Annotated in this window: 20 protein-coding genes and 1 pseudogene; 12 read left to right on the top strand and 9 right to left on the bottom strand. The window is 71.7% G+C overall.

Features of this window, described 5'->3' with window-relative positions:
* Positions 1 to 279: 279 nt before the first annotated feature.
* The gene (locus AC07AW_RS17550; RefSeq protein WP_478816360.1) at positions 280 to 1470 is read left to right on the top strand and encodes a cytochrome P450; all 1191 of its coding nucleotides are present in this window, start codon (positions 280 to 282) and stop codon (positions 1468 to 1470) included.
* A gap of 123 nt (positions 1471 to 1593) precedes the next feature.
* On the opposite strand, the gene AC07AW_RS17545 is transcribed toward AC07AW_RS17550, so the two are convergent.
* Positions 1594 to 2571: an acetylxylan esterase gene (locus tag AC07AW_RS17545; RefSeq protein WP_478816359.1), complete on the bottom strand. Its 978-nt coding sequence runs from the start codon at positions 2569 to 2571 to the stop codon at positions 1594 to 1596.
* A 242-nt stretch (positions 2572 to 2813) separates the two neighbouring features.
* Here AC07AW_RS17545 and AC07AW_RS17540 point away from each other — a divergent pair, with 242 nt between their 5' ends.
* A complete protein-coding gene (locus AC07AW_RS17540; protein WP_478816358.1) occupies positions 2814 to 3095 on the top strand; it encodes a hypothetical protein in 282 nt (93 codons plus the stop codon).
* A 98-nt stretch (positions 3096 to 3193) separates the two neighbouring features.
* Entirely contained in the window at positions 3194 to 5443 is a 2250-nt protein-coding gene (locus AC07AW_RS17535; RefSeq protein WP_478816357.1) for a CHAT domain-containing protein, read from the top strand.
* Positions 5444 to 5453: 10 nt separating this feature from the next.
* Here AC07AW_RS17535 and AC07AW_RS17530 read toward each other — a convergent pair whose 3' ends face one another.
* Complete coding sequence (locus AC07AW_RS17530) at positions 5454 to 5813, bottom strand: hypothetical protein (RefSeq protein WP_478816356.1); 360 nt, start codon at positions 5811 to 5813, stop codon at positions 5454 to 5456.
* Between the two features lie 233 nt (positions 5814 to 6046).
* On the opposite strand from AC07AW_RS17530, the gene AC07AW_RS17525 reads away from it, so the two are divergent.
* The 3 genes and pseudogenes from AC07AW_RS17525 to AC07AW_RS17515 all read left to right on the top strand — a co-directional run.
* On the top strand, positions 6047 to 6505 hold the full coding sequence (locus AC07AW_RS17525; protein WP_478816355.1) for a cadmium resistance transporter: 459 nt from the start codon (positions 6047 to 6049) through the stop codon (positions 6503 to 6505).
* The gene (locus AC07AW_RS17520) at positions 6469 to 6651 is read left to right on the top strand and encodes a cadmium resistance transporter (protein ID WP_478816354.1); all 183 of its coding nucleotides are present in this window, start codon (positions 6469 to 6471) and stop codon (positions 6649 to 6651) included. The genes AC07AW_RS17525 and AC07AW_RS17520 overlap by 37 nt, the downstream gene beginning before the upstream one ends.
* 21 nt (positions 6652 to 6672) lie before the next feature.
* Positions 6673 to 6872, top strand: a pseudogene (locus AC07AW_RS17515) (hypothetical protein); the annotation flags it as partial.
* 85 nt (positions 6873 to 6957) lie between these two features.
* Here the strand turns inward: AC07AW_RS17515 and AC07AW_RS17510 are convergent.
* Genes AC07AW_RS17510 through AC07AW_RS17495 form a run of 4 tightly spaced genes read right to left on the bottom strand, consistent with a single transcriptional unit; the run spans position 6958 to position 10499 of the window.
* The gene (locus AC07AW_RS17510) at positions 6958 to 7707 is read right to left on the bottom strand and encodes a type 1 glutamine amidotransferase (protein ID WP_478816353.1); all 750 of its coding nucleotides are present in this window, start codon (positions 7705 to 7707) and stop codon (positions 6958 to 6960) included.
* Between the two features lie 26 nt (positions 7708 to 7733).
* On the bottom strand, positions 7734 to 8477 hold the full coding sequence (locus AC07AW_RS17505) for an amino acid ABC transporter ATP-binding protein (protein WP_478816352.1): 744 nt from the start codon (positions 8475 to 8477) through the stop codon (positions 7734 to 7736).
* 7 nt (positions 8478 to 8484) lie between these two features.
* Positions 8485 to 9594 (bottom strand): amino acid ABC transporter permease, encoded by a 1110-nt coding sequence (locus tag AC07AW_RS17500; protein WP_478816351.1) that lies wholly within the window; start codon positions 9592 to 9594, stop codon positions 8485 to 8487.
* Positions 9594 to 10499, bottom strand: coding sequence for an ABC transporter substrate-binding protein (locus AC07AW_RS17495; RefSeq protein ID WP_478816350.1), 906 nt, complete (start codon positions 10497 to 10499; stop codon positions 9594 to 9596). The genes AC07AW_RS17500 and AC07AW_RS17495 overlap by 1 nt, the downstream gene beginning before the upstream one ends.
* 114 nt (positions 10500 to 10613) lie before the next feature.
* Here AC07AW_RS17495 and AC07AW_RS17490 point away from each other — a divergent pair, with 114 nt between their 5' ends.
* The 5 genes from AC07AW_RS17490 (at position 10614) to AC07AW_RS17470 (ending at position 16223) form a co-directional block, all read left to right on the top strand.
* Entirely contained in the window at positions 10614 to 11702 is a 1089-nt protein-coding gene (locus AC07AW_RS17490) for a LacI family DNA-binding transcriptional regulator (protein WP_478816349.1), read from the top strand.
* Between the two features lie 104 nt (positions 11703 to 11806).
* Positions 11807 to 11995: a hypothetical protein gene (locus AC07AW_RS17485; RefSeq protein ID WP_478816348.1), complete on the top strand. Its 189-nt coding sequence runs from the start codon at positions 11807 to 11809 to the stop codon at positions 11993 to 11995.
* 158 nt (positions 11996 to 12153) lie between these two features.
* Positions 12154 to 13176: a zinc metalloprotease gene (locus AC07AW_RS17480; protein ID WP_478816347.1), complete on the top strand. Its 1023-nt coding sequence runs from the start codon at positions 12154 to 12156 to the stop codon at positions 13174 to 13176.
* 18 nt (positions 13177 to 13194) lie between these two features.
* A complete protein-coding gene (locus AC07AW_RS17475) occupies positions 13195 to 14355 on the top strand; it encodes a trypsin-like serine peptidase (protein WP_478816346.1) in 1161 nt (386 codons plus the stop codon).
* Positions 14356 to 14360: 5 nt separating this feature from the next.
* Entirely contained in the window at positions 14361 to 16223 is a 1863-nt protein-coding gene (locus tag AC07AW_RS17470; RefSeq protein ID WP_478816345.1) for a trypsin-like serine peptidase, read from the top strand.
* A gap of 3191 nt (positions 16224 to 19414) precedes the next feature.
* Here AC07AW_RS17470 and AC07AW_RS17465 read toward each other — a convergent pair.
* Positions 19415 to 20260: a competence protein CoiA family protein gene (locus AC07AW_RS17465; protein ID WP_478816344.1), complete on the bottom strand. Its 846-nt coding sequence runs from the start codon at positions 20258 to 20260 to the stop codon at positions 19415 to 19417.
* Positions 20261 to 20620: 360 nt separating this feature from the next.
* Here AC07AW_RS17465 and AC07AW_RS17460 point away from each other — a divergent pair, with 360 nt between their 5' ends.
* The gene (locus AC07AW_RS17460) at positions 20621 to 21145 is read left to right on the top strand and encodes a peptidylprolyl isomerase (RefSeq protein ID WP_478816343.1); all 525 of its coding nucleotides are present in this window, start codon (positions 20621 to 20623) and stop codon (positions 21143 to 21145) included.
* Positions 21146 to 21609: 464 nt separating this feature from the next.
* Here the strand turns inward: AC07AW_RS17460 and AC07AW_RS17455 are convergent, their stop codons facing one another.
* Both AC07AW_RS17455 and eno read right to left on the bottom strand, forming a co-directional pair.
* Entirely contained in the window at positions 21610 to 22245 is a 636-nt protein-coding gene (locus AC07AW_RS17455) for a VOC family protein (RefSeq protein ID WP_478816342.1), read from the bottom strand.
* A gap of 358 nt (positions 22246 to 22603) precedes the next feature.
* Positions 22604 to 23920, bottom strand: coding sequence for a phosphopyruvate hydratase (gene eno / locus AC07AW_RS17450; RefSeq protein WP_478816341.1), 1317 nt, complete (start codon positions 23918 to 23920; stop codon positions 22604 to 22606).
* Positions 23921 to 24059: the final 139 nt, after the last annotated feature.

Raw genomic sequence — 24059 nt, 5'->3', positions numbered from 1 at the left:
TACCGGGACATCGTGAACGATTGTCTGGTCTTGGCCGGTCATCTTCCGTAACTCCCCGAAGCTTTGTGAAAGATCTGAGGCAGGTAGTCATACCAGCCACCCCAGTTGCGTGGTAGCGTCACCGGCGCTCGGCTCGGATGATGTACGGGGAAGGACCGGCGAACCGCCGGTGAAGCACCAACGAGGCGTTCCACCCACCCGGTGATCCGGCGTCTCGTACGCTCAACTCGGAAGCAGTCAAGGCCTCAACCAGGCCCGATGCGCAGGGGGAGACGTTTCGTGGAGCAAGCGGCAGCCGTGGACCCGATTCTGGATCTGGCCCGTCCGTCGATCCTGCGGAACCCCTACCCGGCCTACGCCCACCTGCGGGAGACCACGCCGGTCTTCTGGCACGAACTGCTCGGCTCCTGGGTCCTGACCCGCCACGCCGACTGCCTCGCGGTGCTCACCGACAGCAACCGTTTCGCCTCCGACTGGCGCCGCGCCGGCGAGGACATCCCCGCGCCGCTGCTGAGCGTCCAGACCCTCGATCCGCCGGAGCACACGGCCATCCGGCACTTATTGCTCGACGGCTTCCGCGCCCAGGACCGCCAGGCCCTGCACGACGGCCTGGAGCACGGGATCGCGGAGCTGCTCGCCGAGCTGGCCGGCCGGCCCTCCTTCGACCTCGTCGGAGAGCTCGCCGAACCGGTCGCCCTCCGCTTCGTCACCGCCTTCCTCGGCGTCCCCGCGCCCGAACTCGACTGGTTCGTGCCCATGTCCCGTACCGTCGTCGACGGCATGGACGCCGGGCTCTGGCCCGAGAAGCACGAACCGGCCGTCGCCGCCCGCGCCCGGCTCGCGGAGTACGCCGGCGGATGGCTCGCGGATCCGCCCAAGGAAGGGCTCATCGCGTACGTCGCCGAGCACGCGGCGGACAGCGGCGTGGCAGAAACGGTTCTTCGGAACAGTCTGCGCGCCGTCCTCCACGCCGGCTACGAATCCGCCTCACGCCTCCTCGGCAATGCCACGGCCGCCCTCCTCACCACCCCCGGCGCGCTCGCCGCGTTCCGGGCGAGCCCGGCCACGGCCGTGGACGAACTCATCCGGTACGACGCACCCGTCCAGGCCGACGCCCGGGTCTGCGTCACCGACACCGAACTGGGTGGCGTCACCCTCAAGGCGGGTGATCCGGTCACGCTCTTCCTGGGCGCGGCCAACCACGACCCGCTGCGGTTCGACCACCCCACAGAGCTGCGACTCGACCGCGCCCCGAACCCGCACCTCGGCTTCGGACGCGGGGCCCATGCCTGTCTGGGCGCGTCCATGGCGATCCGGCTCGCCGGATCGGTCCTCGGGGCCCTGGCCAGGGACTACCCGGACGCACGGGCGGTCGCGGAACCGGACCACAGGCGCAATCTGACCCTCCGCGGTCTCGACCGCTTCGAGGTCACCCTGCGCCCACGAGCGGGGGAGGAGGTTCGACCATGAAGTACTGGCACTGAAACCAGCGAGCGTGACGCCCGTCCGGGAGGCGGGCAGCACGCCGGTGTACGGCTCACGTGCACCCCGCCGGAGCCCGAGCCCGCTGCGCGGCTCGGGCTCCGGCCCACATCAGGCGCCCTGACGGAGCTTCCCCGGCAGCCAGCGGAGCTGCGCCGCCTGCTGGAACGCGCCGCCGCCCTCGTGGTCGTTGAAGTCGTACACCTCGATCGCCTTCTCCTCCGCGGCGTACGCGTTGAAGGCCGCGAAAACCGTCGACGGCGGGCACGTCTCGTCCTCCAGGGCCGTCGAGAACAGGGCCGGGGCCGTGGCGCGGGCCGCGAAGTGGACCCCGTCGAAGTAGGCGAGCGTCTCCCCGACCCGCTCCACCCGGCCGCGGTGCGTCTTCAGGTAGTTGCCGATCTCGCGGTACGGCATGCGGTCCGTGATCGTCGTCGCGCGCGGGAAATCGCACAGGAACGGCACGTCCGGGACCACCGCCACCAGGTTCCGCACCAGACCCGCCACGGCCAGCGTGATGCCGCCGCCCTGGCTCACGCCCGTCACCGCCGTACGGCCCGCGTCCGCCAGGGGATGCGAGCGGGCCGCCTCGACGGCGCGCACCGCGTCCGTGAAGACCCGCCGGTAGTAGTAGGCGTACGGGTCCTCGACGCCCCGCGTCATGAAGCCCGGGTACGAGGGCGCGCTGCCCGCCGGGTCCGGGGTGTCGCCGGTGGCCCAGCCGCTGCCCTGCCCGCGCGTGTCCATCACGAAGTGCGCGAACCCGGCCGAGGCCCAGAGCAGATGCGTGTGCGGAAGGCCCCGCCCGCCGCCGTACCCGAGGAACTCCACCACGACGGGCAGGGGTTCGGACGTGCCGGCCGGCAGGACGAACCACCCCTTGACCGGGTGCCCGCCGAACCCCGCGAAGGTCACGTCGAAGACGTCCACCGTGGCCAGCCCCGTCGCCACGGGCTCGAAGCGCGCGTCCAGCTCGTGCGCGCGGGCCTCGTCGAGGGTCTTCGTCCAGAAGGCGTCGAAGTCCTCGGGCTCCACGGACGTGCTGCGGTACGTGCGGAGCCGGTCGACGGACAGGTCGAACTGAGTCATGGAAACCGCCTGGTGAGTGAGGAGGCCGTTCGAAATCTCGACCGGTCGCCCCGGCCTTCCCCACCCTAGGACCTGACCTCGGCTATTCATATACGTGAACCCGCCGACCCGCCCGGGAAAACACTTTGCGCGATGAACGCCACGAGAACGCCACAGGGCCGTCAGTCGTGACATCCTCGGACGAACCGCCCACGCCGACGTCCCGCTGTGGGCCTTCCTCGTCTCCTGTGCGGAGGGACGCTTTGCTCATCAGCCACGCCGTACGTCACGACGCCCTGCACGTGACGCTCCACCGCGACCTGGACGTCACGAACCGTGCCGCGGCCGCCCTCCAGATCCAGGCGCTCGTCCAGGAGCACCGGCCCGTCCGGGTCGTCATCGCCGTCCCGGCCGCCGACCCCAGCCCCGCCACCCTCAGCGCCCTCGCCCGGGCCCATCGGATGTGCGCGGGCCTCGGCGTCCCCCTCAGCCTGAGCGGCGCCAGCGACCGCACCTGCCGCCTCCTGGACGCCAACAGCGCCTGAGGCGGCGGGCCCAGGAGGCACGGGCCCGTTGTTCCCCACCTCTGAGCGGGATCCACAATGACCTCATCGGCCGCTTCGGAACGATGGAGGCAACACCTGTGCTGCACGACGACGCGTACGCGTGGCCCCCGCGCTGGGAGCTGGAGGCGGAGCTGCGCGCTCTGCGGGCCTCCGAGCTGTGGCACCGCCCGGAGTTGGAGGAGGAGGCCCGGCGCGGATGGGAACGTCTGCTGCGTGACGCGGACGTGGACGAGGCGGGGTTCTCGTCCGCGTTCGACGAGATCAGGGCGCTGTTCTGGGGCGCGTACGAGACCGTGGAGCTCTTCCGGTCCAGGTGCGTGGCCCTGCCGCGCGGCATCCCCGGCGACGTCCCCGAAGAGGCACCGACCGACAGCGCTCCACCCGCCCCCCGCGGGGTCGAGCGCGACCGCTGGTCGAGGCGCAAGCACCGGCGCCGGCGCGAGGACCGTGGCCGCCCGCCCGCTGTGGAGAGCGAGGTCGTGCCGTCGGCCGCCGAGCGCGTCACCGCACCCCCCTCACCGGGGTCCGCCCGTGAACCCGCCCCGGCCGAGGTGGAACGGTTCCTCAACCTTGTCGTCGTGTGGCCGCTCTCCCGGGAGACCGTCCCCGCCGACCGTGCTCTCGCCTCCGGAGGCTGGTACGAACTCCGGGTGGACATCGGCGAGCTGTCCTCGCAGAGCCTCCTCGCCGGGCAGGCCCGGCCCTTCCCCGAGGAGCCGCTCCCGCACACGGACGACGCGGGTCGCGGCGACTGGCTGGAGGTGACTGTCATCAGCGAGGACTTCTCCTTCCCGACCGTCGCCGTGTACCCGCTCTTCCTGCCGCGGACGGGCCGGAGCTGGGTCTGCCCCTGCGCGCCCGGCTTACCGCACGGGTGCGAGCCGGGGCACCGGGGCCGGTACCTGCACATCGCGTTCCTCGCGCCGGAGGAGCCGGGACCGGCGCGGATGCGGGTGTACGTCTCGTACCGCGGCAACCAGCTCCAGTCGGCGTCCCTGACGGCCCAGGTCGCCGCCCGGGAGGGCGCGGGCGGCGCGACCACGGCCGTCGTCGACTTCACCCTCACGCCCGGGTTCACGGACCTCGCCGAACTGCCCGCGCGGACCGCGGGCGTACGGGTGGGCCGCGCCGGAGACGGCACGATGACGGTCGACGTCACCTCGCAGCACGGCCCCGTGGCCACCTTCTGGCTCGGCGACCACCAGGTGCGTGACGTCCTGGAGAAGGCGCGCGCGGCCCTCCTCGACTGTCACGCCGTTCGGACGGGGGAGGGGGAGAACCGCCGGCTGGAGAACGCACTCGACCCCGACAACGGCAAATCGCCCGAGGCCCTGCTCCACGACATGACGAAGCTGGCGCGCCTCGGCTGGTCCTTCTTCCAGATGATCGCGCGGGGCCGACGGGAGCGGGCGGCGCTGATGAGCGTCCTGCGGGAACCCGCCCAGATCCAGATCTGCCGGGAGGAACACCAGTACCTCGTCTTCCCCTGGGGCCTCCTGTACGACATCCCCGTCGAGAGCGGGACGCCACTGCTGCCCTGCGGCCCCGGCTGGGAGCAGGTGGGGCGGGACGCCACGGCCCGCTCCTGCCCGGCCGAAGGACGGCACGGCCTGAACACGCTCTGCCCGTACGGCTTCTGGGGCTATCGCCACTTCATCGAGCACCCGCCGTCCGTCCCGCGCGGGCGGCGCCTGCGGCTCACCGCCGGCCGCACGGGCTCCGCCCCCGTCCTCACCGTGGCCCGCGGCAACCGCCTCGACGAACGACTGGCGGACCGTCATCTCGCGGCGCTGCGCGCCGGGTTCCGGCAGGTCGACGTGTACGACCGGCGCGAGGCGCTGCGCGAGGCACTCGTCGGCGACCCCGGCGACTGCGTGTACTTCTACGGGCACGGGCGCCGGCCGCGCGCCGCCGACAGCGAGTTCTCCACCGCCACGGTCCTGGAGATCGGCCACACGGACCGGATCCTCCCGCAGGACCTCAAGGCCTGGGCGGTGGACGAGGGCTGGGACCGCTGGGACGAACTCGCGCCCCTGGTCTTCCTCAACGGCTGTCACACCGCCGACCGCGACCCCGCCTCCTGGCTCGGCTTCGTCGACACCTTCACCGAACTCCACGCCTCCGGAGTCATCGGCACCGAGATCACCTTGGACCAGGCGCTCGCCGGCGAGTTCGCCGAACTCTTCTGGGAGGCGCTGCTCGCCGGACAGGAGGTCGGCCCCGCGCTGCACGGCGTCCGGATGCGGTTGCTGCGCAAGGGCAACGTCCTGGGGCTCGCCTACACGGCGTACTGCTCCGCCGCCCTCCGCCTGCGCGCCACCGCCTGACCGGCGCCGGTCACTCCTCGCCCATCCACGTGGACGTGGACGAACCGGCACCGACCTCGGGGGCCTCCGCCTGCGCGGGCACCTCGGCCCGGAGCCGCGCCTTCGCCCTGGCCTCGGAACGGTCGACGAGCAGACCGGCCACGAAGTAGCCGAAGAAACCTGCGAACAGACCGATGCCGTAGGCGGCGAAGAGGTCCGGCTCCGCGAACTGGTTGTTGACGACGGCGCCGCCGCCCAACGCCGCGATGACGGTGACGAGATCGGCGATCCGCGACCCGCCGTCGGCGCGCCGCAGCGTCCGGTAGGCGATCCACCCGATCACCGCGCCGAAGGCTCCGGCTCCCCAGAGGCTGAGCATCGAAATCTGCATGTGTGGCTCCTCGCTTCGCCGGTAGGTGCGCGGATCAAGGTACCGGCGCGGCGCGCGCCACGCCGGTCCCCGAACCGACCATGCGGGAGCCGGGAGCTTCAGCGGCTGGTGCCGTCGCTCCTCGCAAACACCGATCACGACGCCGTCGCGGCGCCCCCGAAGCGAGAGGGGTGGTGTTCGGGCCCCGGTAGCGTCACCGGGGGCATCCGTGCCGAAGGAGAGGACTTCCACTCGTGGATCTGGGCATCATCGGGCAGGCCGTCGGGCTGTTCGCCGTCACGAACATCGACGACATCCTGATCCTGGCGCTGTTCTTCGCCCAGGGAGCCGGGAACCCGGGGTCCACCCGACGCATCGTGCTCGGCCAGTACCTGGGCTTCGCCGCCATCCTGGCCGTGGTCGTGGCCGCCGCGTTCGGCGCCACCTTCCTGCCCGAGTCAGCCATCCCCTACCTCGGCCTGCTGCCCCTCGCGCTCGGCCTCAAGGCTGCCTGGCAGGCGTGGAAGGACCACCGCGACGGTGATACGGACGAGGAAGAAGCTCAGACGAAGAAGGGCGGCCCCGGCCCACTGGATGTCGCCGCGGTCACCTTCGCCAACGGCGGCGACGACATCGGCGTCTACGTTCCCGTCTTCGCCACGGCCGGCACGGCGGGATGGCCGTCTACTCCGTGGTGTTCCTCCTCCTGGTAGCGGTGTGGTGCTTCGCCGGACGGTTCTTCGCCACCCGCCCGGTCATCGCCAAGGGCCTCGCCCGCTGGGGCCACATCGTGCTGCCCCTGGTCCTCGTCACCATCGGCCTGCTCATCCTCGTCGAAGGCGGTGCCTTCGGTCTGTGAGGCGGCGGGGCCAGGGCGTGTCCGCGGCCGGCGGTGGGCCGATCACCGCCGAACCCTGCGGACCATCGCGTGGAAGTACCGCACCTGCCCGCCCTGGCGGACCGCGCGTACTCATCCCGCGCGATCCGGAGTCACGGAGTCACCGCCGCCGACACGGGATTCGCACGGTCATTCCCCAGCCCTCCGACCAGAGGGGCCAGCCTCTGCGGCGAGGCCGCGCTGCCCAGTCATACGCCGAGCACCCCGCCTACCGCCAGGAACGGCGCCCGTAGCCCTTCAAGGAGACGGACCCCGGGCGGCGCGCCCTCACCCGCACGTGCCGGGCACGGGCACCGGTTCGCGGACGCCCTCCGGCTCCGCGGCCTCCCGTACGACGGCGCCCCACGCCCCGGCCATCGCCCCCCAGACCGCGCGCAGCCCGGGCTCCGCCTCCCGTACGGAGGTGACGGCGCCGTCCGGGTCGCCGCCGGCCGCCCGTACGGCCGGCCCGTCCGATTCCGCCCAGTCGGCGATCGCGTCGGCGAGGACCTCCGGGTGGAACTGCACGCCCCACGCCCGGGACCCGACCCGGAAGGCCTGGTAGGGGCAGTCGTCCCCGGTCAGCAGCGGCACCGCGCCGACGGGCAGCGTCTCGGCCTCGTCCCAGTGCCACTGGGCCGCGAGCGCCCCCTCGGGCACCGCGCCCAGCACCGGATCGGCGTCGGCGGCGGGCAGCCGGCGCAGCGGTACGGCCCCGACCTCGGGGCCCTGCGGGCGCCGGACGACCCGGCCGCCGAGGGCATGCGCCAGGATCTGGCCGCCGAGGCAGATGCCCAGGACCGGGAGGCGGGCGTCGACGGCCTCCCGTATCAGCTCCCTGACGCGCGGCAGCCAGGGCGCGGCCGTGTCGTCCTCGCAGTTGGGCGCGCCGCCGAGGACGAGCAGGCCCGCCCAGCCGGACAGGTCGGCGGGCAACTCCTCGCCCCGCCACGGGTGGTGGACCCGCAGATCGAGCCCCGCCTCGCGGAGCCGCTCGCCGACCAGGCCGGGGCCGGTGTCGGCCTCGTGCTGGACCACCAGAACACGGTGTGCGGACAGGTGCGTCACAGTCGTCCCGCCTCCACGATGCGTCGCAGGAACGCCTTGGTGCGTTCTTCCCGAGGGTCGCCGAAAATCTGTTCCGGTGGGCCCTGTTCGAGGACGGTGCCCTGGTGGAGGAAGCACACCTGGTGGGCCACCTCCTTCGCGAAACCCATTTCGTGGGTGGCGAGGAGCATCGTCATGCCGTCCTCGGCGAGGTCGCGCACGATGTTCAGGACCTCGGCGACCAGCTCGGGGTCGAGCGCCGAGGTGATCTCGTCCAGGAGCAGCAGCCGGGGCCGCATCGCGAGCGCCCGGACGATCGCGACACGCTGCTGCTGTCCGCCCGACAGCCGGTCGGGCAGCGCCTTCGCCTTGTCGGCGAGGCCGATCCGGCGCAGCAGCTCCATCGCCCGGTCCTCGGCCTCCTTCTCGCCCAGGACGCCGAGGACGGTCGGCGCGAGGGTGATGTTGTGGAGGACGTCCATGTGCGGGAAGAGGTTGTAGTGCTGGAAGACGATGCCGACGTCCCGGCGCAGCCGGTCCACGTCGACGCCGCGCCCGGAGACCGGGTCCCCGTCGAGGACGATCCGTCCGGCGTCGATGGTCTCCAGGGCGTTGACGCAGCGCAGCAGTGTGGACTTGCCGCAGCCGGAGGCCCCGATGAGGGTGACCACCTGATGCTGGTCCACCGTCAGGTCCAGGCCCCGCAGCACCTCGTGGGCGCCGTAGGACTTCCGTATGCCTTCGATCTCGAGAAATGCCATGGGGGTCTCAGTCGCCCTTCGAAGCCGTGCCGGACCGGGCGAGCAGCCGGTCGGCGAGCCGGGTCTGCGGGATCGTGATCACGACGAAGAGCGCGGCCACGACGGTCACGGAGGAGAGGTTGAAGTCGTTGGAGGCGTAGATCCGCGCCTGGTTGAAGGCGTCGATGGTGCCGATGACGGTGACCAGGGCGGTGTCCTTCTGCAGCCCGATGAAGTCGTTGAGCAGCGGCGGCACCACCCGGCGCACCGCCTGCGGGACGACGACGTGCCGCAGCGTGCGGGAGTGGGACAGACCGAGGGAGCGCGCGGCCGCGGTCTGGCTCCAGTGGATGGAGTCGATGCCGGACCGGTACACCTCGGCGACGTACGCGCCGTAGGTGAGCGTGAGCGCGAGGATCGCCGCCCAGGTGGGGGTGAGGGCGCTCAGCCCGGGGATCTCGGCGAGCGGCAGGCCGAAGCCGATGAGGTAGATGACGACGATGCTCGGCACGGCGCGGAAGACGTCGATGTACGCGGTGGCGAGCAGCCGCAGCGGGCGCCCGGCGCGGCCGGGGGCCAGCTTGGCGACGGCGAGCAGCAGACCCCAGACGAGTACCAGGACCTCGGCGGCCACGGCGATGAACACGTTGGTGCCGAAGGCGCGGGCGACGTCGGCGGCGCTCGACGCGATCGCCTCGGGGCTGAAGAACGTGGCCTGGACGGCGTGGTCGTTGGCGAGGAGGAAGAGCGTGAGCGAGGTCAGCAGGAGCACCGCTGCCGACGCCCCCACCGTGACCCAGGCCGACTCGCGGGCGTCGGCCGCCTCGGCGCGCGCCTCGGCGAGCCGCGAGCGGTCGACGGCGGCCTTCCGGGCCCGGCCGGCGGCCCGTACCCCCTGACCGGCAGGCTTCAGCACCGCCAGCGCGCCGAGCCCGCCGGCGACGGCCACGGCGCGCAGCGTCCAGGACCAGGCGCCGTCGGCGGGCGCGGCCTGCCACAGGATCGCGGCGGTCCAGGCGGCGCCCAGGCACACGAGCACGGCGACGGCGAGCGCCGCCGGCGGCAGGACGCGCGGGAGCCGGACGGAGGGCGGGGAAGCGGTGACGGGGGACTTGGCGGTGGTGGTGGCGGCGCTCATCACAGGCTCCAGACGGGGATGGTGGCCGGGTCGCCGCCGAACGCCTTCGCGAGGTGCTCGCGGGAGAGGCGGTCGAGCGTGCCGTCGCGCTTCAGGGTGGCGAGGAGGCCGTCGAGGGCGGCGGTGTCGGGGTCGTTCTTGGGCAGGATCGCGCCGTACGACTCGCCGGTCGCGTACTGGCCGACGACGGAGAACGCGCCCTTGGACTTCGACGCCTGCCCGAGCAGGATCGCGGTGTCGGTCAGGGCGGCGTCGATGCGCCCGGACTGGAGCGCGGCGAGCATCTCGGGGTCGCCGGGGAACACGGACACCGGCTTCTCGGGCTTGAGTTCGTCCTTGACGAAGGCCGCGCCGGAGGTGGCCTGCTTGACGCCGAGGCGCAGCCCGCGGATGTTCGCGGAGGTGACGGAGCCCGGCTTGGCGAGGACGCCGATGTCGGAGTCGAAGTACGGGGTGGAGAAGTCGACCACCTTGCGCCGCGCGTCGGTGATGGACACCTCGGCGAGCGCGAGGTCGTAGCCCTGCGCCTTGCCGGCGACCATCGCGTCGAAGGAGACGTTGCGGACGGTGAGGGTGTCGAGACCCGCGCGGTGGGCGATCTCGGCGGCGAGGCAGTACTCGAAGCCGCTCTTGATGTCGGCGACGGTGTTGCCGTTCCACCATCCGGCGGAGGGCAGGTCGCCGGCGACGGTGAGGGCGCCGGGGGTGACGGTCTTCAGCTTCAGCTCGCCCCGCTTGCCGCTGACCGTGCAGTCGCCGTAGCGGTTGCCCTGCGCCTTGGTGTCGGCGCTGGTGGCGTCACCGCCGGGGCCGGAGGAACAGGCGGTGAGGGTGAGGGCGGCGGCCGCGAGCAGGGCGGCGGCGCGGGCGGGGGATCGGAGGAGGGCGGGAAGGGGACGGCGCACGGAGGCTCCCGGGGCTCGGAGAAGGAAGGAAGAAGCGGGGAGGAGGGGGGAGAGGGGGGAGAGGGGGTGGGGAGATCGGATTCCCAAAACCTTTTGGGTGGCGGAATGCCGAGTATGCTGACCCAAAAGGTTTTGGGAGTCAAGGGTGAGGAGGACCCGGCGATGGGCGGGCGCAAGGACACCGGCCGGACGGCCGGAGCGGGGCGCGGTGCCGACGGCGGACGCACGGTCGGAATCAAGGACGTGGCCCGCGCGGCCGGTCTGTCCATCACCACGGTCTCGCACGCCCTCAACGACAAGGGCCAGGTCAGCACCCGCACCCGCGAGCGGGTCCGGCAGGTCGCCGAGGAGCTCGGCTACCGCCCCAACCCCGCCGCCCAGGTCCTGCTCTCCGGCCGCACGGGAGTGATCGGCCTCGCCGCCGGACACCAGAGCTCCGAGCCCTGGGAGCGCACCTACCGGCCCTACTACGCGGCCTTCACCGCCGGTGCCATGGTCGAGGCCGTCGACCGCGACTACGCCCTGGTCGTCGTGCCCGTCGGCCCCGGTACGGACCTGTGGACCCGCATCCCGATGGACGGCCTGATCGTCGTCGACCCCATCGCCGACGACCCCGTCATCGACGAGGCCCTGCGCCGCGGCCTCGCCGTCGTCACCGACGGCCGCCCGATCGACCCGGCGCACGCCGAACTCCCGTACGTGCAGAGTGACATCGTCACCGGCATCGGGCTGGTGATGGACCATCTGCACGACGCGGGCGCCCGGCGGATCGGGCTGCTCAGCGGATCCGAGCTCGACTCGTTCACCCTCGACAGCGAGCAGACGTACGCGGAGTGGTGCACCGCCCGGAACCTCCCGGCCGCCGTCGAGCGCACCGCCCCCGGCGAGCCCGCCCGCGACGCCGCCCGCCGCCTCCTCGCCACCCGCCCGGACGCCGTCCACGCCCTCAACCGCACGTACGGCGAAGCGGTGTTGGCCGCGGCCCAGGAACTGGGTCTCTCGATCCCGGGGGACCTCATGGTCACCGTCATGGACGAGGCCGAACCGGGCACCCGGCCGGCCCTCACCACCCTCAGCCTCGACCCCCGGCGGGTCGGCGCGGTCTGTGCGGCGGCCCTCATCGACCGCCTGACGGGCGCCGAACCCGAACCGATCACGGTGCCGTCCCGGCTCGTCCCGGGGGAGTCGACGCAGCGGAACTGAGCGGTACGGGTGCCCCGTACCGTCCGAGGATGAGTACCCCGTGCCCGTCCGCCTGAGTACCTCGCACGGTGCTCCGCACCCCGGCCCGCTGGTGGACTGCGGTCATGGACACGCACACCTCGCGCCGCCGCATCCCGGGCCCCCGCCCCCTGCGCAACGTCACCGCCACGGCCACCGCCACCGGTTCGGCCCTCGCGGTCGCGCTGCTGCCGCTCGGTCACGCCGATGCGGGCCCCCGTGCCAGCCCCCTCCCGCCCGCCGGTTCCGGGCCGGGCGAAGCTGATGAACCCTGAACTACTCTCAGTGGGCGTACGGTAGCAAACTCGCCCTATTCGTGACAGTCTGGGATTTGAGCTTCCAGTGCGGCCTGCTCGCGCGTCGAGCCGGGCAGCCCAGCCATCGTCGGAGCGGTCGGGGGGACCATTTCGGATGCGAGGCGAAAGGATGCGTCATGGAACTCGAATCTCTCCCGGATGACGTCGTCGCGGCGATCGAAGTACGGGATCGGTGGAGGCGTTCATCGGCCGGCGGCCTGGAGTTCCTCGTCACCGACATCGCACGGTGGACACCCGGTGCGACCCTGAAGGTCGCGTTCCTCGACGGGAACGACCAACTGCACGCGGACATCGCAGGAGCGACGGAACAGATCACCGACAGCTGCAACCTGAAACTCGACTTCGGCCACAACGAAGCGACCGGGAAGTATCGGCGGTGGAGCACGGCCGATACCGCCTTCGCCGCCGAGATCCGCGTGAGCTTCGACCAGGGCGGCTACTTCTCCCTGGTCGGCACCGACAGCACGGATCGCACCATCGGCGCCGACGGTGGCCCGGTCGGGGGCAACCCCGGCCAGCGCAGCCTCAACCTCGGGCGCTTCGCGGAGGCCAGGCCCGCCAAGTGGGAGGGCACTGTGCGTCACGAGTTCCTGCACGCGCTGGGATTCCACCACGCCCACCAGAACATGCGAGGCACCTGCGAGGTCGAATTCCGCTGGGACGACCAAGAGGGGTACAACCCCACGAAGAACGCGGACGGTGTGTTCGTGGCGGACGCTCAAGGGCGGCTCCCCGGCATTTACACGTACCTCGCGGGTTCGCCGAACAAGTGGTCGCGCGCGAAGGTGGATCACAACCTCCGCACCGAGGACGACCCGGATGCCGTCGCGGGGCCTTTCGACACACGATCCGTGATGCTGTACCGGTTCCCGCCGTTCTTCTACAAGTCCAACCCGAGCAGTTGCGCGCCGAGCGGTGACGGGCAGGAACTGTCGGACGACGACAAGCGCGGGCTCAGGCTGCTGTACCCGCACACCGCCGACGAGCTGGCGGACCTTCAGGCCCGGGCCGACGCGGTCCTGCAGTCGATCGGGGCCGGCCCGGAGGGGATTCCCGGTGCGAACGGCGGCAGCCTGGTCGAGGCGTACCGCAGCCGCGTCGAGGAGCTGGCCGCCGCGCACGCCGCGGGCGCCGGCTGAGCCGAGCGGGAGGACGTCATGTCTGACGGCACCGCCTACGAGCAGCTTCTCGGCGGGTCGTCGCGCGGAGGGCTCGAGGGCGCCGCCGAGGGCGGCGCGCCGAGTCCCCTGGACCCCGAACGCCTGATCGCAGGGCTGTCCGACGACATCGGATGGCTGGAGGAGCGTCTGGGGGAGCGAGCCGATCCCGAGGCCCTGGAGCGGCTGATGCGCGGCGCCGAGCACGCGCTGCGGGAGGTCGTCGACCACGGCGGCGATGCCCGGTTCGACCTGCACGACGAGGCGAGGCTGGAGGCCGTCGTCCACAGTGACGGGTCGCGCCCGGTGATGTTCGTCGAAGACGACTTCTTCGACGTCCTGGCGCCGGCGGCGGCGAAGTGGGCGGCATCCCTGTCGCGGGTCAAGGCCGAGGTCCGCAACGTCTGCCAGGCGGTCGGCCGGGTGAACGACCCCCGCTCACCCCTCGGCTACCAGGGCACGGCGTGGGCGATCGACGACGGTGTCGTCGTGACGAACTACCACGTCCTGGAGGCCATCTCCACGCATCCGTCCCGTACCGACGGCGCGTTCACCGGAACGCTCGCCCCCGGTGTGGCGGTCGACTTCGGGGCGGAGGTCGGCGGCGGGCCGGCGAACCGCTCGTTTCTGATCCGCCGGGTGCTGGGCGTGGGCCGTTCGGGGGCTCCCGAGCACGCTCACCCCACCGTCCGCGGCGTCAACTTCGACGGCCTCGACATGGCCGTGCTCGAACTCGACCGGGTGCCGGGGCGGCAGTTCCCCACCCCCGTCGAGGTGGCCCGAGGCGACGATCCGGCAACGCGGGGAGCACTCGCCTCCCGAGGGCGCAGGATCTACCTCGTCGGCTTCCCCGGCAGCCCCGCGTCGACGACGCCGGACGTGTTCGCCGAACTGTTCGCCGGGGTCAAGGGTGTGAAGCGCCTTACCCCCGGAGTGCTCACCGAGGGGCGGGGTGAGGTGGTGGACGATGCCAGGCGCTGGATCATCAGCCATGACGCCAGCACGCTGGGCGGCAGTTCCGGCTCGCTCGTCGTCGACCTCGAGGCCCAGGGCCGCATGGTGCTCGGGCTCCACTTCGCCGGGGTGCCCGACCGGGTGAACTGGGCCTACGGCCTCGAAGGGGCGACGCCCCAACTGGCTGCCGTCATACCGGGGTGGTGAAGCCCGTGCCGCTCTCCTGGGATCCGGGCATCATCAAGATGGCGAAATCCATCAAGTGCGACATCCCGCGGATCCGAGCCATCCTGGGCCAACTCGGCATCCGCAGCGTCGACTACGAGGATCCCGAGGACTACGTGCCCAGTGCGCTCGCCAACGCGCTGGGCCGGGGGAAGCTCGTCGCCTTCCAGGCCGCCCTGGCCAAGGCGGAACTGATCACCGACGAAGGGGCCGACATCCGGCGGGAGTTGTTCGAGCGCTTCGTCTCGCTCCAGTCCTTCCACTCGGCCGCCTACACTCCCGTCGATGTCCGCGTGGCTGCGCGGCGCCTCCTCCTCGTCTCCGACCTCGTGTGCCACGTCGACGTCGACGGGGGGCACGGAACCGGTGTCCTCGTCGCCCCGGCCCTGGTCGCGACCGCCGCCCACGTGGTGGAGCCCCTCGTCGACGAGGCGGGCCCGGGACGCCCCGTACCGCGCAAGGACTCGACGAGACGCATCCACGTGACGTTCGGGGACGTGACGGACCTGCTCGAAGACGCGGAGGCGCCCACGCTGCTGACGGGGACGACGGCACCGCTCGCGGCCTCCTGGCTCGCTTACTACAGCCCCCCGGCCGCCCAGGAAGTCGCCGGCACCGGCTTCGTCGTCGACAGCGTCGACGGCATCGATGCGGAGGGGCCCTGGGATCTCGCGATCCTGAGACTGGCCGAGGAGCGCCCGTTCCACCCGATGCCCCCGTGCAAGTCCATCCCTCTCCATCCGTTCCAGATCCACGTGCTGCACCACCCCGATGACGGCGCGGGCAGAGCCCTCCCCATGCTGTGGTCGGTCGGGAAGGTCGACAAGCCCCTCGGAGATCCGCCCGTGCGGCTCCTGCACTCCGCGAACACGTCCGAGGGCTCGTCGGGTGCCCCGGTCTTCGACGCGGAATTCCGGGTCGTCGGCCTCCATCAGGCGGGCAAGCCGGGTCGGTTCGAGTCCGGTGAGGCCTCCAACCGCGCCGTCCCCATGCTGCCGTGGTCGTCCAGGATCCGATCGCTGGAGGTTCCCGAGAGCGCGCCGCTCGTCCAGACGGTCGAGAAGTCCGATGAGCAGGGAAACCCGGTGACCCGCGTGGTCATCGGCCGACTCGGGACGCTGGAGCGGATCCATCGCAGCCTGTCCCCCGACGCCACCGCGTCGGACCGCCTCATCGCGGTCATCGGGGAGCCGGGGTACGGCCTCCGGTTCACGAAGCACCTCGTCCGTGCCGTCGTCACCCGCTTCTCCGGGGTGTACGCGGCGGTCGACGTCGCGAACTGCCAGCGTGACGACGCCGCTTCCTTCGCCGAGAAGGTGGCGGGCGCCTTCGCCGCCGACACCGGTGCGAGACCGCCGTCCGGGCTCACCACGCGTCAGCACGAGGTGCGCAGCCGCACCGCGCCCGCCCTGGCCGAGGCGCTCGAGGAGATGGCGGGGACGGGCGGGGCGTGGCTCGTCCTCGAAGGCTTCGACAGTACGGCCGAACGTCCCTCGGCCGCGGTCGTGGACCTCGTGCGCCGGCTCGTCATCGACCTGCCGCAGTCGCCCGGTGTCCGCCTCGTACTGGCCGGGTGGCTGGAGACCCTCCCGAGCGGATTCGAGGCGAGCATCGACTACCTCGTAGCGCCGACGGCCGAGGACATCGCGCGCACCGTCGTCCCGCCGGCCCCGTCGCCGGAGCTCCTCGCGGTCGTCGTGCCCATGGTCGAAGACGCCCTGGGCGACGCCGAGCGGGCGATGCCCGGTGCGTGCCCCTATCGGATCGCGGAACGCGCGCGCTCCGTCGTGGCGGGCGTCGTCGGTCCCCTGCTCAGTGCCGTGTTGGCGGAGCGCGGTGGTGCACAGTGAACGAGCCGCAGTCGGGCGACACCGGACGACCTGTGGTCGAGCCGCAGGTCGCGCAGGCCCTCAGGGAGGCGTGGGCCGCACGGCCGACCGCGGAGATCGCCGCGTTCGCCCGGAGCCTCGCCCCGAAGCCGAGCACGCACACCGAGGCCGCCACCGGCCGGACGGACGTCGAGGCGATCCGGGAGGTCGCCGCTGTGAGCGGCGCCGTGCGACCCGTAGACCTCATCGAGGGACAGACCGATACGAACCGCCGCGCCGAGCTGCTCGGCGGGATCGCGGCCGAATTCGACCGAGCCGTCGTCGACGGGCGGATGACGTGGACGATGCGCTCCGCACACCGGGCCGGCACGCTGGAACAGCTCGCCTCCACCGAGGCCGGGCTCGCCGATGCGCTGCGGCGGGCCGCACACGTGGAGACGGACCCGGCCGGTCACGTGCTGCGCAGGCTCCTCGGCGAAAGCCTCCATGCCGACCCCGGTGCCGCCCGGCTCCCCGACCACGTCGTCGGTGAGGCCTCGACCGCCGACGTGGTGCAGGCGCTCCTGTGGGCGGAGAGCGCCAAGGACGTCGGCCCGGTCCTCGCGCGCGCGTCCGCACTGGCCCATGTCGAGTCGATCCTCGCGAGCTACGCGGGTCTGTTGGCCCATGGAGTCGTCGGGCGCAGCCGCGAGCGCGCCCGGCTCGAGGCCTTCATCGAAGCTCCGGCGCCGCCGCCCGGCGAAGGCGTCCCCATCCTGACGCTGAGCGGTATCGGGGGATCCGGGAAGTCGACGCTCCTCGCTGATGTCGTGCGGCCCCGACTCGCGTCACCGCTGAGGGGCGCGAGCGCGCCCGCAGTGATCGTGATCGACCTCGACCGCGTCGCGTTCCGCCCGGACGCCGGGGTCGAGCTGAGCTTCGACGTCACACGTCAACTGGAGGCCGCCTGGCCCGAACTCGCCGGCGGCCTGGCCGAGGCGAGGGCGACGGAAACACGGTCCCGGCTCGGCCGCAGGGAACTGGGCTGGAACCCGGCCTCGTACGTCGAGAGGGGGGTCCGCAGCTCCTCCTCCCTGGAGTGGAGAGTCGGCGGCCTGCTGAAGGACTCGCCCCGAGGCGGCGAGCCGGTGCTGCTCGTCCTCGACACCTTCGAGGAATGGCAGCGAGCACGGCCGTTCGCCGGCCCGCGGTCCACGTGGAACGATCCCGAGGGCATCATGGCCGAGTGGCTCGACAAGCTCCGCTCGTCCATGGGGCTCTCCGGTCTGCGCGTCGTGGTGTCGGGACGGTCGAGGTTCTCCCTCCTCCCCGGTGAGAGCATCGAGCTCGGCGAGCTGGACGCCGCCTCCGCCACGGAACTCCTGCTCCGGCTCGGCGTGGGAAAGGATGCCGCGCCCCGGCTCGCCGCCCACGTCGGCGGCAACCCACTCACCCTGCGTGTCGCGGCGCGCTTCCTCGGCCGCCTCGACGGGAAGGAACGCGAGGGTTTCCTCGCCGGCGGTGCCATGAGCCCGGGGCTGGACGAGGACCTGCGGCGCGCGGTGCTGTACGACCGGTTCCTCGATCACATCGACGCACGGGTGCGGGCGCTCGCTCACCCGGGCCTGCTCCTGCGCCGCGTCACACCGGAGATCGTCAAGGACGTGCTGGCCGAGCCGTGTGGATTCCCGGAGATGACGACGGCCGAAGCGACCCGCCTCGTCGACCGGCTCGCCGACGAGATCTGGCTGGTGCGGCAGGCGAGCGACGGCAGCCTGCAGCACCTGCCCGAAGTGCGGCGCGCGATGCTCGCCCTCATGTCCGGCGACCCCCGCGTACACGAAGTGGTCCGGACCATCCACAAGCGTGCGGCCGCCTGGTACCACCCGCAGGCCGTCGATGTCACGGAACCGGCGACGACGGAGAACGTCGAGGCCTACTACCACCGGCTGATGCTGGAGACGGAACACCTGTCTCCGGCCGTCGACGAGCAGGACGCGTACGGCCCGTCCCCGGCAGGGTGGGACTACCACCTCCGATTCGCGCGCGAACTCGGAGAGAGCGTCTCCGACCTGGCCCCGGCCGTCGAGGCCCAGCTCCGGCTGCTGCGCGGCGATCGGCTGGAGCCTGGACATGCCACGCTGCTCCCCGACGGTCTCTGGGCACGCCACGTCAAGGGCAGCGGTTCGTCGTTCGTCGACATCGGGGAGCCGGAAGCGGCCGTCGACCTCTTCCTCGACCGTCCGTGGCCGCAGTCGGTCACGCGACCGGGATGGCTCGCCCAGGCGTTCTGCGAGAGTGCCCGGTGGGACGACTTCGCGGAGCAGGCCCTTGCCGGGGACCTCCGTCCGACGGGTCGCCACGAGTTCGTGAACCTCATCGTGTCGGACGACGACCGGGCACGACAGCGCTTGCTCCACCCCGAGTCGCCCGAGGATGTCGCTCAGACCGCTCAGACCGCTCAGACCGCTCAGACCGCTCAGACCGCTCAGACCACTCAGACGGCTCAGACCGCTCAGACCGCTCAGAGCGCTCAGAGCGCTCAGACCGTTCGCGCCTCTCAGGCCGACGACATGCTCAGGACCTTCTTGACCGCACTCGGAGGGGTGGCGACCGGCCACGCGGCGTCGGACACGAGGCTTCACTCCCGCCCCAACCGGGGCAACCGGCCCTCCCCGGGGTTCCCCGTCGACCAGTTGCGCCAGTACACCGTGCTCGCCCTCACCGGTGCCTGGTGGCAGCCCCGGCGCCGGAGGGGAGCGCTCTTCCCGGACGTCGCGGGCCTGCTCGTCCCGGACCCCGAGGTCATGAGGGCCTTCGGACGGCTCACGTGCGACCGGGGCTTCGACGATGTGGCGAGGGACCTCGAGGAACTCGCCGAGCGGGCGCGCGCGACGGGCCCCGGCGATTCCGACGCCGTACGCTCGCACGACGTCCTCGGCAGCCTCGCGGGACGTATCGCCAGACGGAAGCTCGGCGCGAAGGCCCGCAAGGGCCCGATCCCGCCCGAAGCCCTGCCGGCGCTGCGCGGGGACAACCCCGAGCTTCGGCCGGCGATCCGGAAAGTGCTCCTCGACACGGCACCCGACGACGCGTGGCTGAAGTCGCTCGGCGACCTGGCGACCGGGCTGCTGCCGCTCCCGGTGGCCGATCTGCGTCCTGACGCCCTGCCCCTCCTGAGCGAGTCCGGCGCCCGGACGGCGTTCGTGACGCTCGTGGAGTACGTCGACCGTTCACGGCTCACGCGCAGCTTTCTGGCGGGTGCTCGGGAGCGACATCCCGACCCCCGACGCCTCGATGCCCTCGTACGGGCCTTCGACCGCTGGGACACCGCGCACTGGACCCTCCTCGAATCCCTCACGACCCACACATGACACTCCGGGCCGGGGATGCGGACGGGCGAGTCCCCGGAAACACCGCCGAGCCTCCACCCTCGTCCACGGTGCGCGATCGATGATCTCCGACGACGCGTCGCCGGTCACCCAGAGGGGCGCTATGCCGTTCTCCCGGGCTCGCCCGGAGCGCCGCCGCACTCGGCTCGCACTGATAGGGGAGTACTGCGCCTCCCACCCCACCCGTCCGCCGGCACCCGACACCAGGACGTCGGTGACGATCCGGCCGTCCGACGACCGCGCCTCGACCTGGACGTCGAGTCCGTGACGGAAGGCGGAGCGGGCTATGCGCTCCTTCATGGCCTTGTGCTTGTCGCTCTCCTCGGGCGTCGCGGCGTGCGTCAGCGGTAAGTGTGCGGCCACCCACACGACACGGCCGGCGCGGCGCTGCCGACGTACGAACATCCACGGCGTCTTGTCGGCAAGTGCGCACCGGCAATCGCCGCCCTGGTAGTCGGTCAGGCACTGCAGAAGATCACGGTCGCGCTCCCCGACGGGCTGGGTGATTTCTTCCAGCAGCCCAGGGCGGTCCGGGTGGCCCAAGTCCTCGAAGGTCAGATTGATCGTGATGCCGTACTTGGTGTGGTACACCCCGTTGGCCATGGAAAAGACGATAAGCATGCGCGCGAAGTGCGGGAAGAGCGCCCGCAGTTGGCGGAGGCAGCAGTCCTGATGGTCGGCGTCCACGCAGCGGATCCCATTGTCCTGGCACGGCCAAGGGCGTGTCTTCCTGAAGCATTGGCCTGTGGTCACGCTGATCGGCCGGAACTTCCACTCCCGCAGACCACACCACGCCCTAGACTGCGACCGCTCCAAGACCTGGAGATCATCGGGAGGGCGTGCAAGATGAAACGAGCACTGATCAGCGCATTCGCGGCCGTGGCGTTAGTCGTGTCCGGGGGGAGTGTCGCCACCGCTTCCGACAGCGCTCCGCCACGCACCACGCACGGCCCTTGCCAGTACACGCAGACCCCGGACGAGCCGCCGGCGCGGCCTGTTCCGCTGCCGCCCGACCCGCGGCGCACCCCCACTCGTGGCACGGTGGACATGGCAGTTCCGACCAGCCAGGGCTCGCTCCTGCTGCACTTGGACCGGGCCAAGGCGCCGTGCACGGTGCAGAGTTTCCTGCACCTGGCACGGCACGGGTTCTACGACCGTACGGTGTGCCACCGTCTGACGGCGTATCCGACGCTGAAGGTCCTGCAGTGCGGCGACCCGACCGGTACCGGTGAGGGCGGCCCCGGGTACAAGTACAAGGACGAGCTGCCGGTGGACCTGCCGCCCGCACCCACCGATCCCACCGGCACGCGCCGCCTCTACGGGCGCGGCCTGCTGGCGATGGCCAACGCCGGTCCGAACACGAACGGCTCACAGTTCTTCGTCGTCTACGGCGCCTCCGCACTGCGACCGAACTACACGGTGTTCGGCACGGTCGGCCCCGACGGCCTGACGACACTCGACAAAATCGCCGCCGCAGGCATCGAGCCGACCGCGGAGAACCCGGCACCGGTCGACGGCACACCCGTCCTGCGGACCGAGCTGCTCCGCGTCCGGCCGTCCTGCCGGCATTGACGCACCGCGACGTGGCCACGTCCTCGATGAGCATGCCTGGCGCCTGCGGCCGCCCCAGGCGGACTACGCCGACCGGGTGAAGCGTCCGGGTGCGGAAGGGGAGGGCTTTGGACCTTGTGCCCGGACTACGTGAAGCGCCCAAGGCCCAACCTCTGCACTCCGTACGATGCTGCCCGTGGACATCGCACCAGTTGTCCGGTCCCGGCTCCCTGCCGGGGGCCGGACTCCGTCTTGGGCGTACGGGCGGCCTGACCCGCGTAACTCCGAGCGTATTCAGCCACCAGCCGTCGCCGATGCACCTCCGGCTGCCCGGCTGCCCGGCTGCCCGGCTGCCCCGTTGCCCGGCTGCCCGGCTGGCGTCCGGGAGGTCCCGAATCGTCCGCCGCGACGCGCCTCCCGTCAAAGAGACACGCGCTGGCCAGGAGACCCCAGCCGGCTGCTCCCGCGGGGCAGTCGGGCCCTGCTCAGATCGTGACCGGGCCGTGGGCGGTGGCGAACTCGACCGAGACCAGGCCCGGTTCCTCATCTTCGACCCAGGTGACGTCAATCTGGTCGAGGGGGTGGTCGGCCGGTTCGCCGAGGAATTCGGCGATGGAGGCGGCGTCGCCGGCGATGGAGACTCCGTGGATGGTGGTGGAGGTGCGCGGGTCGGCGCTCGGGCGCTCCTCGCTGGGGACCAACCACTGAAGGAAATAGGGCAGTTGCGGGTCCTCCAGTAGCTCCAGCAGGCCGATCTGCTTCCACCTCAGGTCGAACCCGTCGGGGCGGACACGGTGGCCCTCGGTCGAAGTGCGGCCGAGGCGGGCCTCGACTGGGGTGATGTCGTCGACGGAGACCACCCAACCGAGCCAGCCGCCGCCCTCGGCGGCGCGGCGCGCGACCGCCTGGCCGAAGGGTGCGCGGTCGGCGGCGGGGTGGTCGAGTGTGGTGACGACCTCGACGTAGGTGCCGCCGCTCAGCGGGAGAATGAAATTGCGGGTGCCGAATCGCGGGTGCACACCCCCGTCGACGAACCCGGCGCCGAGGGCCGATCCGATCCGCTGGACGGTCGAGACGAAGCTGTCGCGGGCCACCGCATAGGACACATGATCAAGTCGCACTGCGGCATCATCACCCGACAACCCGTCCAAATCCCGACGCCACGCCCGCCGCCCCGGCCGCGTCCGCCGTGGATTCAGCCGTGGAGCGGATCGATCACCGTCATCCCGGCGGGGGAGGCCCGGTTGAAGCCAGGCAGCAGCGCCGCGGCCTCGTCGAGGCCCACCACCCGCTCGATCAGCCTCTGCCACACGATTTCGATCCGGCATGCAGCCCCATGCGCACGCGTTGATCTCGTGGGCGTCGCCCGGATCCGGGTGGGGTGACCTGCCGGGAAGAGACTTCGTGCCGGCGTGTGAGCGGGCCGGTCCTCGAAAAACGTGAGCGAGGGCCCGCTCATGCCTCACCTCTGCCCGCTGTCTACGCCCTACGGAGTGCGGAGCGGCCGGCGTAGCGGGCAGTGTCGCCCAGTTCCTCTTCGATGCGGATGAGTTGGTTGTACTTCGCGGTGCGGTCGGAGCGGGAGAGCGAGCCGGTCTTGATCTGGCCGCAGCCGGTCGCCACCGCCAGGTCCGCGATGGTGGTGTCCTCCGTCTCGCCCGAGCGGTGCGACATGACGGCCGTCCAGCCCGCCCGGTGGGCCGTGTCCACGGTGGCCAGCGCCTCGGTCAGGGTCCCGATCTGGTTGACCTTGATCAGGACCGAGTTGCCGACGCCGGTACGGATGCCCTCGCGCAGCAGCGTCTCGTTCGTGCAGAACACGTCGTCGCCGGTGAGCTGGCAGCGGTCGCCGACGCGGGCGGTCAGCTCCCGCCAGCCGTCCAGGTCGTTCTCCGCCATCGGGTCCTCGATGGAGACGATCGGGTAGGCGTCGATGAGCTTGGCGAGGTAGTCGGCGTTCTCGGAGGGGGTGCGGCGCACCCCCTCGCCGGCGTAGTCGTACACCCCGTCGCGGAAGAACTCCGACGACGCAGGGTCCATGACCAGGCCGATGTCCGTGCCGGGGCGGTAGTCGGTGCGCTCGATGGCGGTCACGACGAAGTCGAGTGCCTCCTCGGCGGTGCGCAGCGCCGGCGCGAAGCCGCCCTCGTCGCCGACGCCGGTGGAGTATCCGGCAGCCAGCAGGTCACGGCGCAGGGTGTGGAACACCTCGCTGCCCATGCGGACGGCCTCGGCGAAGGTGTCCGCTCCGACCGGCGCGATCATGAACTCCTGGAAGTCCAGCGGATTGTCGGCGTGGGCGCCGCCGTTGACGATGTTCATCATCGGCAGCGGCAGGAGATGGGCGTCGGCGCCGCCGAGGTAGCGGTAGAGAGGCTGACGGTGGGCAGCAGCGGCCGCCTTGGCGGTGGCGAGGGAGACGCCGAGGATCGCGTTGGCGCCGAGCCGGGACTTCGTGGGGGTGCCGTCGAGGGAGACCAGCGCGGAGTCGAGACCCTCCTGGTCCACCGCATCACGGCCGCGTACGGACGCTGCGATCTCCCTGCTGACGTGGGCCACCGCCTGGTCGACCCCCTTGCCGTGCCAGCGTGCCGCGTCCCCGTCGCGCAGTTCCACGGCCTCCCGGGCGCCGGTGGAGGCGCCGGAGGGGACGGCCGCGCGCCCCAGGGAGCCGTCCGCCAGGACGACGTCGACCTCGACTGTGGGGTTGCCGCGGCTGTCGATGATCCGGCGGGCGGTGACGGTCTGGATGGTGGTGGCTTCGGAGTCGAGGGGGGCGACTGCCTGTGCGGACATGGGAGGTCCTTCCCGTTGCCGTGTGCCAGGGCCCCGGCTGCGACAGCGTTGGCGCTGGGCCCGACGTTGCGAAACACTACAGCAATGCTGATCAGTTTTGCTGTGCAGTTTGGCTGTGCAGTAATGCTGTGCAGGTCAG

The sequence above is a fragment of the Streptomyces sp. NPDC044003 genome (assembly GCF_056435185.1).
Note: the sequence above shows the minus strand (reverse complement) of the source record. Positions and strands in the feature narration are given on the sequence as shown.